This is a genomic window from Afipia sp. DC4300-2b1, from assembly GCF_049895725.1.
Taxonomy (GTDB): Bacteria; Pseudomonadota; Alphaproteobacteria; order Rhizobiales; family Xanthobacteraceae; genus Afipia; species Afipia broomeae.
On the sequence record NZ_JAFCSX010000001.1, the window covers coordinates 516014 to 533287 of the forward strand.

Here is a 17274-nt window from a genome sequence, read left to right on the forward strand (position 1 = left end):
CTCGTCGGATCCGCCCCGCGCAAGAGCTGTGATATGTCGATCCTAGAAGATCGCAGTGACGCGCAAGAGATCGAATAAATGGCGGAGATCATTGAATTGAAGTCCGCGGGCGCCATCGCTCGGGCCGTTGAAATTCCTAGCCAAGCTCGAATTGCGCCATCCGCCCGCAGTGGAAGGTCGTTAACCGCCAGCCGTGACCATTCTAAAAACCAATGTGCAGACAAATATTTCTCGACCGCTGACCGGTCGGGGAGTTCGCGAACGCCAGTTCGCTTTATCTTGCCATAACCGATCGCCCTCACCGGTCTCAGATCGTCAGCACCAGCTTCCGAACTAAAAGCCTTAAATTAACAGGAGCAGTTTGCGATAGTATCCTACACCAATAGCTGTTCGTGAGTGGCTGGACCAAAGATTGTTGGACGCGATGCGAGCATTCACCACCAGGCGCTCAATTGGGCTTGGATTTGCACGATCGCTGCGGGTGAGATGCAGACAAGTCAACAAGCGGCGTGCCGCCCAATAGCAGAAATGCCGCCAAGAAAGAACTATCCCAACGCGCGGAACATCTCGTTGAATATTCCCCGGAGCGGAGCAATGGCATGATGAGCGAACGGCGCGATTGTTCAATGGGCGTATGGAGCGGGGCAATTGGTCGACAGCGGTAACGCGCTGAAATGACTCTGGGACTGCAGACTCACGTGTTGTCTTCGGTTTAAGAACGGACCGGGAAGGAAGGATCGGTGGCCGTCCGGAGGTGGCGAAGCGAACGAGCGGTCGCGAATATCGCGCGCGATTATTCCTCGTCGGTCCACACCGGAAGAGCCCGACCAATAACTGCGGATGCAGGCAGCGGTCCGAAATATCGGCTGTCGAGGGAGTCGGTGGACTGCCAGTTCATGACAAATATCTCGTCTTCGCCAATGATGCGGCACCCTTGCCAGGCCGGCAGCGGGCGGTTGCGACCGTCGCGCTCGCGTGCTTGTCCCATCTCAAGGTTATCAACGGTGATGGTGAGCCCGATTCGGCACACGACCTGTCCCGGCAGCGCCACGATCCGCTTAAGCATAGGAAGGCCATAGGGAAGGTAATCGTTCAGATCAAGGAAGGCTGCTAGCGGATCGGGCGGCTGAACGGCGACAAGCTCGGTGACGGTGAACTTGCCGGCCGGCGTGACGCGATAAAGGCCGATCGGAACGCTGTTCGATGCGTTCCAGATGTAGCGGGGCGTCGCTCCTCCGATCGTGGAGACGAGAGAAGCGACTGCCGCGAGCGCCGCAAAGATTGTGCTGCAGCGACCGTTCATGATGCAATTCGTCGGCGATTCAACCAGATTTGGTGGCGCGACCGGGTATAAGGTCGGGGCGTTTCGTTGACCGACAAGCGGTTGTGCACGTGGTGCCAATAATCGGGCGCCGCATCGGCTGGATTGATGCCGAGTGCTTCGACCGCATCGATCGTTTGCAGCACACGCTCGACTTTCGGCCAGCTTGATAGCCGCAGCAGGCTCTCGCCGCCGGGACTGATCCAGGGGACCGTCGAATAGGGTCGCCCGGGCGTTGCGGCTCGCAGGATGTCAACGCGGGACAGGACGGTACCGAAGTCATTGGACGTCCAGCGTACGAAAGCGAAGATGCTGCCGGGAGTGAAGGAGAGGACGCGGCGGTTTCCGTCCAGGATTCGTTCCGACACCGGATTGCCAAACCGAAGCCGGTTCTCTATGCGCTTTTCAAGCCATAAGAGCTCTACTGTCGTGAGATCGCTCATGATGAAGACTTCGTTGCTGTTGAATGGCTGCCCGATAGGAAGTGAAGACGGATCGCGATTTTCAAATCAGCTGGCCACGCTCGCGGAATTGCGCGTTGCCGGCGTCGCGGTCGACGACCCGCTGCACCGCAACTCTTGTCTTCGGGCATGCTTCAGCGACGCTCCTTGCCCGCATACGGGATGCGAGCGTGCCGCTTTGCCGCAAGGACCTTGGTTGCACCGGGATCGCTGGTTGACGTTCTGGTGCCGAGGTCGGCCCACGCGTTCAGATCGGCGACGGCGTAAACGACGCGTCCGCCGATCTTCCGGTAAGCGGGACCGGTGCCATAGATCCGGTGCTTTTCCAGAGTGCGGGGAGAAAGGCTGAGGAATCGCGCTGCTTCGGCAGTCCGCAAGTATCGGTGAGGCATTCCGGTGTTCGGATCCGACATATGAAGGGCTCCGTGATGATCTGGAACGCCGGCGAGGTTGCCGGCGCGTCAACGGACACAATGGCGGAATGGAGCCTCAAAGGGGGATGCCGAAGATAAGGGGGTGTGTTTTCGGCACCCCCAAAGGGCGGGGCTATTTCTTCCTGGATGTGGGGCGCAGCAACGCACGGTAGCCGCCGCGCATCAGAGCGATGCCGCTCTGGACCAGGCGGATGGTCAGGCTGCGAAGATCGTGATCCTTCCAGGAGCGGCCAAGAACGCGCTCCTTGCCGAACAAACCCTCTGCGATTTCACGATAGCTATGTCCCGCCAACCACGCATCGAGAGCCCGCATAATTAATATGAAGCGCCGGCGACGCTGGTATGCGAGCGCAAGAGGCGGCGTACCAAGACGCCGACCTTCGATGGCGGACCAAAATCGTTGTGCCGCCTGCAGACGTATGTCGAAATTGGCGTCGAGTGGCAATTCGACGGAAAGCGGTGAACCTCTGGCGGGCATTGCTGGCAGGTAGAGCCGGTGGATTGCACCTGCCAGCGGTACAATGGCATGCCATCCATCTAACCCATGGCGAAGTTCGCCACCGGCGAGTGTGGTCCAATCGAGATCATAGTGCCCGATATCGCTGCGCGCGCCCGCTTCCCGGAGCCACAGGACGGTCGAGAGAGCCTCGGGGGCCCAGAATATCGCTTGTCGGTCGAAAGCTTTTTCCGGATCAGCCGCGAAAAGACAACCCCCATTTATTTCGGAATTGGTGAGGTGTCCCACTAGATCGTGTGGCGGCTGTCAGACTTCTAAAATCTTGCTCGTATTCGCTATCACGGCGGAGCCATTCCCAGGCAATGTCGGCTGTTTCTGCCTCTCCGAAGTTTGCGTAATCTTGTTCTGATCTCCAATCAACAGCTGCCATGACCACTTCCCCACTGCACTAACGATAGGGAATTGCAGCACGACAAATGTGACCATTTCTGGTTGCGGCTAATTGGTTAATCGAATGAGAAGATTTGCCTTTTCAATCGCACGTCAACAAGACGTCACGTTTGCTTCAAACAACCTTCATTATTCACCCTTCGGCCATCCCCGCGCGAGGAGTTCACGATAACCATGGCGCGCAACCCATCTCGCTCGGGCTAGATGACTTTCGTAGACACGACGAGCACGATCGGGCTCCGAGATCGGATCGATGCTAAGAACAATCCGTGCGACTTCTTGCCAGTCGGCGTTGGCTTTTTCCGCATCGAGAAGACGCATATAGGTGACGGCGTGTTGCTGGTCATACGGCGTCAGCACCTGCTCATCAGGAGCTGTATCTGCAACTTTAGGATCAAGCGGCGGCACGCATGAAACTCCTGTCGTTCGAGAAGCTTCGATCTGGCGAACCCTAGCTGCACTTGAGCTATTGTCGTACCGACCAGCCCGAGTGGTCTACAGGATTTCGCGCGCTTCAGAGATTAAAGAATCGTTGGATTGCGGTTCCGTTAAGCGGGCTCAGACGTCGAATTGTAGAGGATACTCCGTGGTGAAATACTCTTCAAGGCGCTGCTCTCTCGATCATGGATATTCGAGAGATATTGGCGCAGAATTTGAGAAGGCTGCGGCGCGCGCGCCGCTTCTCGCAGGAGGAGCTGGCGCACCGCGCGAAGATCGACCGCACTTATGTCAGTTCGCTCGAACGACGGATTTACTCGGCTACGATCGACATCGTGGACAAGCTGGCCCGCGTCCTCGGTGTCGAAGCCGCGGATCTCCTGAAACGGCCGTCGACCGACAGTACCGAGCGAAAAAGAGCGCGCCCCTCGTCGAACAGTTGAAGTATCGGGGGGTTGTTTATCTCAGAATCCGACCATCCACGTCATCTGTCGAGCCGGCTAGCTCTATCTATCGCGAGGGTCCCTGATACCCCATATCGCCAAGAGCCAGATCGTCGCGCGTTGAACAGCGACGAGACAAACAAGATCAATGAGGGACCGTCACCACTGCGACGTCTTCGCGGTGGCCGATCTTTGAGCGGCAACAAGGACCCCGCCCGATTTCCTCGGGCGGGGTCTGGTGGCGCAAGGCTTACTCGCCATTCTTCCGCGGTCGCGACCACAGCAGGGTGTAGCCCTCGCCAGCCTCGTCGTCGAACAGGTTCGCGTAGATGGGCGCGTTGAAGGAGGGATCGTCGAGCTTAAGCGAGAGGTAGTCGCGGCCTTCCTCGGAACGCTTCGACCACGCGGCGCCAATCTCAGCCCGGCCGACAAACACGCGGTGGCTCGGAGCTTTGTCGTTGGAGGGATTGCTCTCGGCGACGATACGGACGCCTTTGGCCTGCAGACTGAGGGTGATGATCTCGCCCTGGAAATCGTTTCCGACCTTCTTGAACGAACCAATGGTAGCCATGTGACTTCTCCTGTTTGTGTTTCGAGCCCGCGACCACCGCGGCCTCGATGGCGATCTGCAGGCCGAGGACGATCGGCGACGCACCCGAAGGGCCGGAGCGCAGCGGAGGATGCTGTCGTAGCGACTTTCTTGCCTCGCGAGGAATGGGCGTAGCCCAGGGGAAGAAAGTCGCTTCGACAGCATTGCGGCTCAGACGATCGAGGCGTAGCCGGTCTTCGGCCAGATCAAGCCATCACAGAGGCCCGGTGCGTCCGTGCTCTGAACAACAAGTCCGGGAGAGGATGGTGGACTTCGGTTCGCTCCGTGCAAGAGGTCGAAACGGCTCGGCGTAGAAAAAGAAGCGAAGGGAAGTAAAAGCGGTATCGCCAGCGCGAAGCCAACCGCAAGAGAAGACTCAATCATCCGATTCTATGTGGACCGGCCGCAATCACGCTGTCGATCGAAGTTCGTCGAGGAAGGTCGCGACTACCTTTCGCTCAAGCTCGCTGACCGACCGAATGCGCCGCATTAGCCAACCAGCGAGAGAGGCAGATGGCGCAGGATCATTTCTGATGCGCTGCGGCTGTAAGAACTGGTTGAGGATCGTTCGCGACTGCCCTGCCCGAATCGAGCGGGCGGATTTCGGTGAAGATGGTCAACCGCGTCCACGCCGTGCCGCCAATAAAGATCGCGCCGAGACAGGCGAAGATCTCACGCCAGGCCAATGACGGCACGCCGATCTGCGACATTGCAAACACGACCTGATAGCCAGCAAGCGTCGCCGGGATGGCAAACAGCGCGGCGATGATGGCACGGACGCTGACAGAGCGCGTCATTGCGAACGCCATTTGACCGACCGCAAGAGTTATCCCGCCGGCGGCAATGCCGACAAGTGGCGCTGCGAGGATGCCGGCACCGCCATGCAATGCCAGCATGAAGACGTAGAGTCCGACAAAGAATGGCAAGGCGTATATTGCCAACGTGAAGATCAGCCAGCAGAACAAGCCAATGCCAGCAAAGTTCAGAAGAAGTCCAAGCGCGAGCATGGTGGTGGCTCCATATGCAAAGGGATATGGTTGCGCCTTCCACCACCACCACGGCGCAAGTTTGGATATGCAATCGAAACGAGGCGGAGTTGCGGCGATGCAACTCCACCTCGGTGGTGTGGAAGATGGCAGATCGGCGCTCACGAAGCGCCGAATTTCCAAACGGCGATGCCGAGGCGTCTGGCCTTGTCGGCGAGGTTGTCCTGGATGCCCGTGCCCGGAAAATGCATGACGCCGATCGGCAGCAGTTCGAGCATGGCGTCGTTGCGTCTGAACGGTGCCGCCTTGGCGTGCTTGGTCCAGTCCGGCTTGAAAGCGATCTGCGGTACCTTGCGGTTGGTGGCCCATTTGGAGGCGATCAGCTCGGCGCCTTTTGGCGAACCGCCATGGATGAGAACCATGTCGGGATGCTTGGCGTGGACCTTGTCGAGGCGATCCCAGATCAGGTGATGGTCATTGAAGTCGAGGCCACCGGTAAGAGCGACCTTTGGTCCCGCCGGCAACATGACTTCGGTCTCGGCGCGGCGCTTGGCTGCGATGAAGTCCCGGGAGTCGATCATGGCCGCGGTGAGCGTGCGATGGTTGACCAGCGATCCCGATCGCGGGCGCCAGGACGAGCCGGTGTGCATCTCGAAGCGTTCGATGGCCTGATCGCGGAAGAGTTCGAGAGAATTACGGCGTTCGATCAACGTGATGCCTTCGGCTGTCAAGCGCTCGAGTTCGACCGACTGCACCTCCGAGCCGTTCTGCTCGCGCTGGCTCTTGCGCTGGGCCTGTTCGTTGTCGTCGAGCTGGCGACCGATGCGGTCGGTAGCACGATGGAAGAGATTGACGGTCGACCAGAGCAGGTCCTCCAGGTCCGGCTCGAGCCGGGTGTCGTTCAGGGTGGCGACGAGGGCGTCGAAGATATCGGCCACGGCGCCAGCGATCATCTTACCTTCGGGCATCGGTCTGGGATCAGGCTGGTCGTCGAATGGACGGTAGCCAAAGAGCTGCAGTTCGCTGAGGACATGCTCGGTCGGAGACGCGGCGCGTGCTGGCTCGATGTCATCATGGTCGGTCATGAGGTAAGTCCTTTGCCGGTTCGGCCGCGATCATCGTGGCCTTCGTGGCGATCAGACGGCGGGCGGGACGGGCCAGAACCCGGAGCAAAGCGCAGGGCCGAAGCGCAAGCGGAGGATGGCAGAGGTGCGGCTATTTTGCTTCGCGATGCAAAGCGCGCCATCGAACCATATGTAATGAGTGCCTACTTTCGGCGGCGCGCGGCGGAAAATAGCCGCACCTCTGCCATTGCCGGCCCGGGTCGCCTGCCGTCCGATCGCCCTCTAGAAGGCCGTGGTCGCGGCCTCGCCGGCATTGGATTCGCCGTGACCGAACTAATGACGTTGATGGAAGGCAAACGTAGCTATCCGAGTGCCGTCGACGGCAAGAGGAAGCGGTCGACGTCCTCAGGTACGAGCTGTATCCGCAAGGCTGCGCGGAGGGCATCGAGACCGAAGACGTGCAGATCTTCGTTGAAGTCGCCTGACCGGGGCGACAACGGGATGGCCTCAATGCCGCAGGATTCCGCGCGCTGCGAGAGAAGAGCTTGCACCGCGTCTCCGGCGGCGTCCGCATCGCGAGCGATATAGAGGCGACGCAAGCCCGCCGACAGTGACATGGCGGCGAGGTGATTGGCTGAAAGTGCGGCTGCCATCGACAAGGTCGGAACGATACAGCGCAGCGACAGCATGGTCTCGATGCCTTCGCCGGCGACGAGTACGTCGTCGTCCGCCGGGCCGAAACGTACCGCGTTGCCGAGCAGATCTCCCATGGCGCGTCGCGGCGTATCGATTGGAGCTTTGCCGAGCCGAATCCGATCAAATCCAGCGGGATCGAGCCATGTCCGATGCACGCCGGTGATCCGGCCATCGAGGTCGGTGACGCAGGCAATCATCGCTGGCCAGGTCTCGGTCGGAAGGTGCTCGTCAGGTCGATAGTAGCAGCGCGGATGAAAGCGCAGGCTGCCGCCATGGTACACGTGAGCTATTCCCCGACGGTGCAGGTAAGTCTCAGCGATGGTGCCCTCAATCGGAACTGAGATTGCAAACAGCCGTCTCGCGGCCTCCTGCGATCCAGCCATTGCTGGCGGACGCACCGATTTCAAGACCGGTTGCGGTTCAGCACGGGGCAGGTTCAGAAATCGCCGCGCTTCCTCCGCGACCTCGCGGAAGTCGCGAAGCCCGAGGCTTTCTCGGATGATGTCGAGGAGATCGCCGTAGTCGCCGTTCGCTGCGTCGGTCCATTTTCCAGCGGGTCCTTTCGGCGAGTCGTGGAGCCGCACGAACAGCGAGCGGCCCGGCGTGTTGTGAACATCGCCAACCAGCCAGTACCGCCCCTCGCGCTTCCCATTCGAGAGATAATGGCGGCACACCGCCTCGGCCTCGCGCGCGAGACGGCGAGCCAGTTCGGAAGCGTCGCTCGGCATCACGCGGCCTCCCGTTCACCGACCCGTTCGATCGGGTAACGTTCGAGCACCCTGGCGAGAACGCCGACGCCACTGGCATCTGATGGCACGAACATGCGCAGCTTCCAGGAGATGATCTCCCCGAAGAGTCCATAGGCACGGAGACGATCCCGCATCGCGTCGGTGAAGCCGGACAGTTCGATGCGATGTGCACCCATGACGCGGACGCGCCGAAGCCTCACACCTTCGGCGAGCTCGAGAACCGTGCGACCTTCGAGCAGCGCGGCGAAGGCGGCATCCGGCGTCAGCGCCGGGACGTCGCCAGCCAGCGCGGTCGCCACCCAGGCCGGCGAGACCTTGCGGCCAATGATGCGCTCGCCGGCATCCGTCTGAAGCCGGTAGACGCGGGTCGACTCGTTCGGCAACCGCTTCCAGATCGGCAGGAGCAGACCCGCCACGACATGGATAGTGCTGTCGGTGAACTCGGGCACGTCGCCGAGCTCGGCCTGCCAGGCTGTGGCGAAGGATTCGCGGTCGGCTTCCGCCCAATGGCTTTCGGCCATCATCTTCAGCGGAAGGCTGTGATGCTCCATCGGCCGGATCAGCCGCACCCGCCGCTCGATCTCGCCGTCATCGAGCATGAGGCTCGGCGCCGGCACCTGAACGGCGGGGCGGCCCGAGCGCTCGTTGATCAGCAGGACCGCGTAGGAATCGGAGAGCCGATCGAGCGCCTCACCCAGCGTCACGGGACGGTTGCGCCGGCGTTCGGTGACGGTGAGCAGCCGTGTCTCCGCACCGGTCCCGGGATGGGTGTAGATGACGCGCCGGTCGGCGACGACAAAGCTCTCGGCCCGACGCGTCTCCAGGCCGGCATCATAGGTGCCGGATGCGATGGCGCCTTCGATCCGAGCGGTGAGCAACTGCTCGAACGCGGTGAACAGGACGTTCTGCAGGTCGATGGTGAGCGCCAACAGCCTGTTCAGGAAGGTGGTAATCGGCGGCAGCTCGTCCTTGATCCCGTTGGTATCGGTGAGTTTGAGGCCGGTCGCGTCCTCGAACCTCTCGAGCGAGCAGCCTTCGACCTTGCCGCGCACCAGCAGATGATAGAGCTGGCGCAGCGCGTCGCGGCCATAGTGGCTTTCGAGGTTGTCCTCGGGCCTGAACAGGCCCTGGCCGCCGGTCTGGCGCTGGCCGCGGGTGATCGCGCCCAGCGTGTCGAGCCGACGGGCAATGGTAGAGAGAAAGCGCTTTTCTGCCTTCACGTCCGTCGCAATGGGGCGGAACAGCGGCGGCTGCGCCTGGTTGGTGCGGTTGGTGCGGCCCAGGCCCTGGATGGCGGCATCCGCCTTCCATCCGGGTTCGAGCAGATAGTGAACCCTCAACCTGCGATTCCGAGCCGACAGTTCAGCATGGTACGACCGTCCGGTACCGCCGGCGTCGCTAAAGACGAGGATGCGCTTGGCGTCATCCATGAAGGCCGCCGTCTCGGCGAGATTGGCCGAGGCGGCGCGCTTCTCGACCATCAACCGATCGCGCTTACGGATGATGCGGCGGGAGCGGCCGGTAACCTCGGCGACCATGTCCGCGCCGAACCGCTGGACGATCTGGTCGAGCGCACCCGGCACGGGCGGCAGCGAGGCGAGCTTCTCGATCAGGCGATCGCGGCGCGCAACGGCTTCGCGGCTTTCGACTGGCTGGCCGTCACGATAGACGGGCCGGGAACAGAGGTTGCCCTCGGAATCCGTGAAGGGCTCGTAGAGCTGGACCGGGAAGGAATGGGCGAGGTAGTCCAGCACATACTCGCGCGGGGTGATGTCGACCTGGACGTCGCCCCAGTCCTCGGTCGGAATCTCGGCGAGCCGCCGCTCCATGAGGGCCTCGCCCGTCGAGACGATCTGGATCACGGCGGCGTGGCCGGCATCGAGATCGCGCTCGATCGAGCAGATCAGCGAAGGCGTCTTCATCGACGTCAGCAGATGGCCGAAGAAGCGCTGCTTGGCGCTCTCGAAGGTGGAGCGCGCGGCGGACTTGACCTGCGCGTTCAGTATGCCGGTCTCGTCCGTGATGTTCGCGGCCCGCATGGCGGCGTCGAGGTTGTTGTGGATGATCGAGAATGCACCGGCATAGGCGTCGTAGATGCGGATCTGTTCCGGTGTGAGCTGGTGTTCGACCAGCTCGTATTCGACGCCCTCGTAGGAGAGCGAGCGGGCCGCGTAGAGGCCGAGCGCCTTGAGATCGCGCGCCAGCACCTCCATCGCCGCGACGCCGCCCTCCTCGATCGCCTCCACGAACTCGGCGCGCGTCGCAAACGGGAAGTCCTCGCCGCCCCACAGGCCGAGGCGCTGGGCGTAGGCGAGGTTGTGCACTGTGGTAGCGCCCGTCGCCGAGACATAGACCACGCGAGCGTTCGGCAGGGCGTGCTGGAGCCGCAGCCCCGCGCGTCCCTGCTGCGAGGCTGCCTGGTCGCCACGCTCGCCTTTACCGCCGACCGCGTTCTGCATCGCATGCGACTCGTCGAAAACGATCACTCCATCGAAGTCAGAGCCCAACCATTCGACGATCTGCCGGACGCGCGAAAGCTTCTCGCCACGCCCATCGGTGCGCAGCGTAGCATAGGTCGCAAAAAGGATACCTTCCGCGAGCCGGATCGGCGTGCCCTGCCGGAAGCGCGACAGCGGCGTGACCAGGAGCCGCTCCATCCTGAGCGCAGACCAATCGCGTTGCGCGTCCTCGATCAGCTTGTCGGACTTGCTGATCCAGATCGCGCGCCTGCGGCCTTTGAGCCAGTTGTCGAGCAGGATGCCGGCGACCTGCCGCCCCTTGCCCGCGCCCGTGCCGTCGCCCAGAAACCAGCCACGACGAAACTGAACGACATTCTTCGCGTCGTCGGGTGCGGCGGCCACGACGTCAAAAGTCGCATCGACCGTCCAGGAGCCCGCGAGAAATGCCGAATGCGCCTCGCCAGCATAAATGATGCTCTCAAGCTGGGCGTCCGAGAGGATGCCATCCGCTACGACATTGGCTGGCAGATGCGGCCGGTAGGACGGCTTTGGCGGCGCGACGGAGGCCATGGCCGCCGACTGCACGAGCTTGGTCGGATGCGCCTGCGCTCTCGGGATTTGGACCGACTGCAGTGTGTAAGTCTCATAAAGTGCATCGGTGATTTTGCTGGCATCGGTGGGAATCCAGTCGGCTGGCTCGTAGGCGACTTCCGTCGCAACGAGATCGACGGCCGGCGCGACCGCCGCTGGCGAACGCTGGCTGACGTAAGCGCGGACCGTTCGAGGCGCTGAGATGCTGGCAATTGCTGGCAACGCTGTCGTCGGAGTGCCTACGATCGGGCCACGTTGCGGCACATGCTGCACCACCCAGCCGAGCAAAGTCGGCAGGTCGGGAGCGATGCCTGGGGAAGCCGGGAATGGCGCGACGTCGTTGGCTGGCACTCGATCAATCACGGTCAGGCGGGTGTCGATGTGGGTGCCGTGCTTGGCATAGACAGCGCCGTCGATTGCCGCCGAAAATACGACACGCCCCTGTTCCTGCAGCCGCATGAAGGCCTCCGTCCATGCGGGATTGTCCGGGGCGACGTTCGCGCCTGTGATGGTGACGAGCCGCCCGCCTTCGGGAAGGCGGGCCAGGGCGGATCCGACGTGCCGCAATGCCGCCTCTCGCATCTGGCGATCGACATGAACCGCGGCCGAGAACGGCGGGTTCATCAGCACGACACTCGGCACGATGCCAGCATCGAGGTGGTCGTTGATGTGCGCGGCGTCGAACCGGGTCGTGGAGATGCCGGGAAAAAGCTGCGTGAGGATGCCGGCACGGCTCTCGGCGAATTCGTTGAGGACGAGCGAACCGCCGGCGAGTTCGGCGAGGATAGCCAGAAGGCCGGTGCCGGCCGACGGTTCCAACACGACGTCAGCAGGCGTGATCGCGGCAGCCACGCTGGCGACAAACGCCAGCCCGATCGGTGTTGAGAACTGCTGAAGGGATTCGCTTTCCTCGGACCGCCGTGTCTGGGTCGGAAGCAGGCTGGTGATTCTCGTCAGCATCGGCAGCATGGCGGCCGGCGACGTCGCCTTGGTGCGCATCGCGGCGCCATACCGTCGTAGGAACAGGACGGTCGCTGCCTCGCAGGCGTCATAGGCCGTCTTCCAGTTCCAGGCACCGGTCGCATCGGAGGCGGCAAACGCTGCCTCCATGGCATTGCGAAGAACGGCGGCGTCGACACGTCGACCTCGTTCAAGATCGGTCAAAAGCTGTCGCGCAGCCTTAACGACGGCAGAAGCGACAACTGCGGTGGCACGGATCGGGAGCGACACGGCGGCGCCGTCGATGAGAGATTCGGTCATGGGAGGGATTTCTCGGAGAGCGGGACTGGGCCGAGCCGCCCGGCGCTCTCTTAAGACCGCGGCAGCTCAAACCCTTCCCGGCCCGGCTCTACCTCTCCCTGCCATTCTCCTCATGCGAGCAGAGAGGAGAGGACGTGAGGGCCGCGGAGCGGCGTCTGCCGCTCCGCGGCGGTGGTTATTCGGCAGCGACGCCCTGTGTCGGCTCGCTTTCGCCGACCTCGCTCGCCTGCCCCTCGTTGTCGGAGAGAAACTCCGGCAGTGCTTCTTTGACGTCCGACTGCGGCGCCACTTCGCAGAGCCGCAGTGGCTCGGGGAGCCAACGGGTGTCCTCGAGCAGACGCTCGGCTTCCTTGGCCATCTCGGTCTTCTTGAGATGGTCGATGAGCTGCGCGGCGGCTTCGCCCTTGGCCTCACGAACCGCATCGAGGATGCGGCTCTTGGTGACGCGGCCGAGATAGTTGTCGACCGTCGGCCGCCAGCCAACCTCCGCCATGTCGAGATTGACCGAACGCACCAGGCGATCCGCTTGATCGAGGCGACGCTGCAGGCCGTTGGCGGTCACGCCGGAACCGCCATAGCGGTCGACCTTCTCGAACAGCGCGTTGACGCCGAATGACGCACAATGGGCGAGCAGCGCCAGCCGGCTGGCATCGTCGAGCGTGGCTAGCCAGTCCCATAGCGCCTGTTCATCGGTCGGCAGATCGGCGTTCCAGGCCGCATGCCGATCCGCGATGGATTTGGCGGACGCACTCTCCTTCAGACCCGGCGTCTGACCGGGAAGCTGAACGTGGCGCACGCCAGCTTCAAGACATCCCGGCGTGTAGGTCTGGTAGAACGCGTCCACACAGAGCTTGTGCAGGAGCGCTGTCATCGCGACCTGCGGATGGCAAGCGACGGCGTCGCGCAGCGCCAGCGTGCGATGCGCGGTCAGCTCCGTCACGAGCCGGTCGGGTAACGGCCGGATGGCATCGTCGTCGTCCTCCTCATCCGCACTCGCCTGCCCCGCGACCGTGATCGTGGCGTGCTGGGCTAGTGGCACGCCCTGATCGTCACCATCGGCGTCGGACGTTGCTGCGTTTGCTTCGGGATCGGGCTCGGTCGTCGCCGCAACGAACGCGGTCTCGTCCTCGCGGCGGACATAACCCCGCTCAACCTGCAGGCCGCCTTCGGCATCGATACTGACAAAGGCGCCGGCGTGGACGATCTCGGCAGGCTTGAAAACATATGCCCGGTTCGCGAAAGCTTCGAGCGCTTGCTCGAGTTCGCCAAGACGGGCATCCACCTCGTCCGGCAGTTCGTCGGCGTCTTCATATTTTGCCTGGAGCGCGTCGCACTCCGCCTGGAGGGTATCGAAGCTCGCCTGCTCCTCGGAGGTCAGATCAGGCGGTATTCCTTCAAGCCGGCGGTGCCCGTGATCATGGCCGTAGGGAAAGCTGGCGGCGACATCCAGCCACTTCCAGCCTTCGGCGGCGATTATCTCGGCTTCCGCCCGCAGCTTGTCGGCGACAAGACGTTCGAGCAAGCCGACGTCCTCCAGCCAGCCGCCACCATCTTCTTCGAAGAGGTCGCGCAACACGCTGCCGCCGGCCGCCTCATAGGCCGCAAGGCCGACAAAGCGCGCGCGCTTGTCGGAAGCCCGCACCGCACGCTCGGTCAGAAGGCGCCTGATCTGATACGGCTCGTCGTAGCCTGATTTATTGACGCTTTCCCAAACCTGTTCCTGTCGAGTGTGCTCGGCGGTGACGGAGAACGCCATCAACTGTTCGAGCGACATGCCGTCGTCGGCATAGACGTCGAGCAGAGTCGGGGAGACGGCCGCGAGCCGGAGCCGCTGCTTCACAACATTAGGGGAGACGAAGAAGATGGCCGCGATATCCTCCTCGGAACGACCTTGCTCGCGCAGCGTCTGAAATGCCCGAAACTGGTCGAGTGGATGCAGCGCGACGCGATGCACGTTTTCTGCAAGCGAGTCCTCTTCAGCGGATGTCTCGGTGCTATCGCTGACGATGCACGGGACCGATGCGGTCTTCGCCAGGCGCTTCTGCTTCACCAGAAGTTCAAGTGCACGATAGCGCCTACCACCTGCAGGCACCTCGAACATGCCGGTCTCCTGGCCTTCGGCGTCGGAGATTGGCCGGACGTTGAGACTTTGCAGCAGAGACCGTCGCGCGATGTCCTCGGCGAGGTCCTCGATCGAGATGCCGGCCTTGGTGCGGCGGACGTTGGATTGAGCCAGCACGAGCTTGTTGAAGGGAACGTCGCGCGATGGCGATAGCTTGATCTTCTGAACGGCTTTTGCCATGTCAGTTTCTCCGGAACGGCCGGCCAAAAGCCTCTCTCTCGGCCTCCAAGCCGTTCACAGAGCGAAGCGCCGCCCTCTTGCTCCAAGAGGGCAGCGCCACGGAAAGGCGAAATGGAGAAGTGCCGCAGATAGGCGAAATCGGTTTCGGCGGCTTCGCCGGAGTCAGGCGACGCGGTCCAGGAGCTTCTTCGCCTTCGCCTCCATATCCAGCCGGGCATCCTGATGCGGCTTGTCGCGCGCGACGGCGGTGATGCCCTGCACGAAATCGAAGATGCTTTCAGGCGGGCGGCCTTCTTCTGCCAGCACCGCGTCGATCACCTTGCCGGTCTCGGCCTTGGAGAAGCCGCGGCGACGCAGAAACTCGGTGCGATCCTCGTCGCTGCATGCCACGATCTGCTCGCGGGCGGCCTTGATGCCGTTGACGAAGGGCGTGGCTGAGGAGTTGGCGAAGTTCAGGAGCGCCGGGGCCGCCTCGTGCGCAAAGCGGGAGGCTGCGTATTTGGAATGGCGGATGATGATCTCCTCGAAATCTTCCACGCCCCATAGATTACGATTTTGGCAGACGGCACGGAGATAGAAGCTCGCCATGCCGAGCGTCTTCGCTCCGACTTCCGAGTTCCAGCAATAGAAGCCTCGGAAATAGAGGTCGGGCGAGCCGTTCCGGAGACGGCCAGCCTCTATCGGGTTCAGGTCGTCGACCAGGAAAAGGAAAACGTCCCTGTCGGATGCATAGAGCGTCGTCGTGTCCTTGGAAATGTCGACACGCGGATTGTAGATTCCGGTCGACCAGTCAAGCACGCCCGGCACCTTCCAGCGCGTATCGCCCGTGCCATTGCCGGCGATGCGCTGCACGGCCTCAACCAGTTCGTGGTCAAAGATCCGGCCATAGTCTGGACTGGTTACGGCGCGAAGCTCAACGCGGCCATCGCCCGTCTCGAGCGTTTTGATCTGTTCCGCGCGATTGGCGGTCAGGCCATATTGCAGGTTGATGCCCGCAAGTGCCGCGGGGAGTTGCCGCAGGTAAGCAGCCGGAGCGCCGACTTGGCTTGCAAGCTGGCCGAAGCTCCAGTGGGTCGGCGCGACAGGCGTATCCGAGCCGGGAAGCATCAAGGCCAAGCGCTCGGGGTCCGCACGGTTTGCTTCCACGTGGATGAGCGCGCTTTCGACCACGCGCGTCCGGCTGCGGTCCGCGCGATCGCGCACCGACCGGGCGAGTTCGTTGAGCGACAGATAGCGCTCGTCCGCCGGACGGGAAAACCACTCGGAGGATACCCGACCGACGCGCTCGCCGCGACTGACATCCACCCTGTAACCGCCGCTGGCATCGCGGCGGGCATCAAGAACCTGCTTATTCATGGGAGCAATCTCCATGACGAGCGCCGGAAGACTCTCCTCCGGTCCTCAACCCGTCATGGCCAGCGCCGCCCCACTCTGCCTCTCCTGCACCGTCTATCGCGCGCGGCCCACGGTGTCGGGGAAGACCTCTGCTCGCCGCCCCTCCCGTCAGGGATGGAAGCCCGAAGGGTGAAAAACCGGCGCAAGCCGGGGTTTCAGCGCAAGCCGACAGCCCGGTCCCGAAGGGAGACGGCCCTAAGCTCTCGAAAAGGGTGTTATGACCATGCTTGTGCCGGACTTACAACAGCTCGACGTCCTCGCGAGTCTGTGTCTGCGCGTCATAGATTCTGATCTGGAGCATGGGAAAACGCTTCTTCAGCTCTTCCGCCCCCGTCTTGGCACCATCCCTCGTCGCAAATTCGGCCTTGAGGCGGCCGTCGACTTCGAGCGCATAACCTGAAGCCGGCAAATCACGGGCAGCAGCAACCATCCTATTCCCTTTGCGCAGTGAGGAGATGAGAGTGAATGCTTAGCGCGAGTCGCACAGATCGCGCCAGCTCACGCCACGATCCCGAAATGTGATTGAGCACCAGTTGTTTGACGCAGGCGCCGGCCGCGAGTTCGGCCGCCTTGGCCGCGGTCAGGTGACCATAATCGAGCGCGATGGCGGCGTCACGCTGCGGGAAGGTCGCTCGAGCACCAATAGGTCGGCGCCCGCCGACGTGCTGCAGCACGCCGTCGATGGTCTCGCTGGCGCCAATCACGACGAGCTTGGCGCCGACCTGGAGTGGGCTCAGCACACTCGTCCGGATCGATCGTACTGCCGTCCGCGAGCACGATCGGCCGCCCCTCCGCCAGGTCCCCGCGTACGGGGCCGTCCGGTACCCTGAGGGCCGCCAGACGCTCCGGCAGCAGATGCCTGCGAGCAGGACTTTCGAAAGTGAGCTACAGCCGCTACGACTACACGGCGTGGGGCGAACCGATCCAGACCAACGGCTTCGCGCCGGACGGCAGATGGTTCGGTGCCCTGCCCTAGACGATCGTCGCGGTCGACGGCGAGCGGGCCGAGGCGCTCATTCCGAAGATCCGCTACGTGATAGAGAACTATAAATTCCGGGCCTACGGCGACTACAGCGCCTGGCCTGGACCCAATTCGAATACCTTCGTTCAGGCCGCATTGGATTCCGTGCCCGAATTGCGTGCCGTCCTGCCGCCGACCGCGATCAGCACTCGTACTGA

16 protein-coding genes and 1 pseudogene are annotated in these 17274 nt (G+C 62.6%); 2 read left to right on the forward strand and 15 right to left on the reverse strand.

Features of this window, described 5'->3' with window-relative positions:
* Positions 1–793: 793 nt before the first annotated feature.
* The 6 genes from ACP7AL_RS02600 to ACP7AL_RS02625 all read right to left on the reverse strand — a co-directional run bounded on the left by ACP7AL_RS02600 (position 794) and on the right by ACP7AL_RS02625 (position 3531).
* Complete coding sequence (locus ACP7AL_RS02600) at positions 794–1303, reverse strand: S26 family signal peptidase (RefSeq protein WP_425988533.1); 510 nt, start codon at positions 1301–1303, stop codon at positions 794–796.
* Positions 1300–1764 (reverse strand): DUF2840 domain-containing protein, encoded by a 465-nt coding sequence (locus ACP7AL_RS02605; RefSeq protein ID WP_425988536.1) that lies wholly within the window; start codon positions 1762–1764, stop codon positions 1300–1302. Before ACP7AL_RS02605 ends, ACP7AL_RS02600 begins: the two co-directional genes overlap by 4 nt.
* Positions 1765–1916: 152 nt before the next feature.
* Positions 1917–2195 (reverse strand): helix-turn-helix transcriptional regulator, encoded by a 279-nt coding sequence (locus ACP7AL_RS02610; RefSeq protein ID WP_425988539.1) that lies wholly within the window; start codon positions 2193–2195, stop codon positions 1917–1919.
* A 133-nt stretch (positions 2196–2328) separates the two neighbouring features.
* On the reverse strand, positions 2329–2961 hold the full coding sequence (locus tag ACP7AL_RS02615) for a DUF2285 domain-containing protein (protein ID WP_425988542.1): 633 nt from the start codon (positions 2959–2961) through the stop codon (positions 2329–2331).
* The gene (locus tag ACP7AL_RS02620; RefSeq protein WP_425988545.1) at positions 2909–3103 is read right to left on the reverse strand and encodes a transcriptional regulator domain-containing protein; all 195 of its coding nucleotides are present in this window, start codon (positions 3101–3103) and stop codon (positions 2909–2911) included. Before ACP7AL_RS02620 ends, ACP7AL_RS02615 begins: the two co-directional genes overlap by 53 nt.
* Before the next feature lie 149 nt (positions 3104–3252).
* Entirely contained in the window at positions 3253–3531 is a 279-nt protein-coding gene (locus tag ACP7AL_RS02625; protein ID WP_425988548.1) for a DNA -binding domain-containing protein, read from the reverse strand.
* Between the two features lie 215 nt (positions 3532–3746).
* Between ACP7AL_RS02625 and ACP7AL_RS02630 the strand changes: the two genes are divergently transcribed.
* Positions 3747–4004, forward strand: coding sequence for a helix-turn-helix domain-containing protein (locus ACP7AL_RS02630; protein ID WP_057902094.1), 258 nt, complete (start codon positions 3747–3749; stop codon positions 4002–4004).
* A 250-nt stretch (positions 4005–4254) separates the two neighbouring features.
* Here ACP7AL_RS02630 and ACP7AL_RS02635 read toward each other — a convergent pair whose 3' ends face one another.
* The 9 genes from ACP7AL_RS02635 to ACP7AL_RS02675 all read right to left on the reverse strand — a co-directional run bounded on the left by ACP7AL_RS02635 (position 4255) and on the right by ACP7AL_RS02675 (position 16835).
* Positions 4255–4575 carry a DUF736 domain-containing protein gene (locus ACP7AL_RS02635; RefSeq protein ID WP_425988552.1) on the reverse strand — a complete coding sequence of 107 codons (321 nt, stop codon included), beginning with the start codon at positions 4573–4575 and terminating at the stop codon, positions 4255–4257.
* A gap of 542 nt (positions 4576–5117) precedes the next feature.
* The gene (locus ACP7AL_RS02640; RefSeq protein ID WP_425988555.1) at positions 5118–5600 is read right to left on the reverse strand and encodes a hypothetical protein; all 483 of its coding nucleotides are present in this window, start codon (positions 5598–5600) and stop codon (positions 5118–5120) included.
* 140 nt (positions 5601–5740) lie between these two features.
* Positions 5741–6664 (reverse strand): DUF2493 domain-containing protein, encoded by a 924-nt coding sequence (locus tag ACP7AL_RS02645; protein ID WP_425988558.1) that lies wholly within the window; start codon positions 6662–6664, stop codon positions 5741–5743.
* Positions 6665–7005: 341 nt separating this feature from the next.
* The gene (locus tag ACP7AL_RS02650) at positions 7006–8067 is read right to left on the reverse strand and encodes a DUF7146 domain-containing protein (RefSeq protein ID WP_425988561.1); all 1062 of its coding nucleotides are present in this window, start codon (positions 8065–8067) and stop codon (positions 7006–7008) included.
* Positions 8067–12398 (reverse strand): strawberry notch-like NTP hydrolase domain-containing protein, encoded by a 4332-nt coding sequence (locus ACP7AL_RS02655; protein WP_425988564.1) that lies wholly within the window; start codon positions 12396–12398, stop codon positions 8067–8069. Before ACP7AL_RS02655 ends, ACP7AL_RS02650 begins: the two co-directional genes overlap by 1 nt.
* A 175-nt stretch (positions 12399–12573) precedes the next feature.
* Positions 12574–14700, reverse strand: coding sequence for a ParB/RepB/Spo0J family partition protein (locus tag ACP7AL_RS02660; protein WP_425988567.1), 2127 nt, complete (start codon positions 14698–14700; stop codon positions 12574–12576).
* Positions 14701–14862: 162 nt separating this feature from the next.
* Positions 14863–16056, reverse strand: coding sequence for a DUF932 domain-containing protein (locus ACP7AL_RS02665; protein ID WP_425988570.1), 1194 nt, complete (start codon positions 16054–16056; stop codon positions 14863–14865).
* A 277-nt stretch (positions 16057–16333) separates the two neighbouring features.
* The gene (locus tag ACP7AL_RS02670; RefSeq protein WP_425988572.1) at positions 16334–16525 is read right to left on the reverse strand and encodes a hypothetical protein; all 192 of its coding nucleotides are present in this window, start codon (positions 16523–16525) and stop codon (positions 16334–16336) included.
* 1 nt (position 16526) lies between these two features.
* Positions 16527–16835, reverse strand: a complete 309-nt coding sequence (locus ACP7AL_RS02675) for a hypothetical protein (protein WP_425988574.1) — start codon at positions 16833–16835, stop codon at positions 16527–16529.
* A gap of 143 nt (positions 16836–16978) precedes the next feature.
* Between ACP7AL_RS02675 and ACP7AL_RS02680 the strand changes: the two are divergent.
* Positions 16979–17260 (forward strand): annotated as a pseudogene (locus ACP7AL_RS02680) (DUF3750 domain-containing protein); the annotation flags it as partial.
* Between the last annotated feature and the right edge of the window lie 14 nt (positions 17261–17274).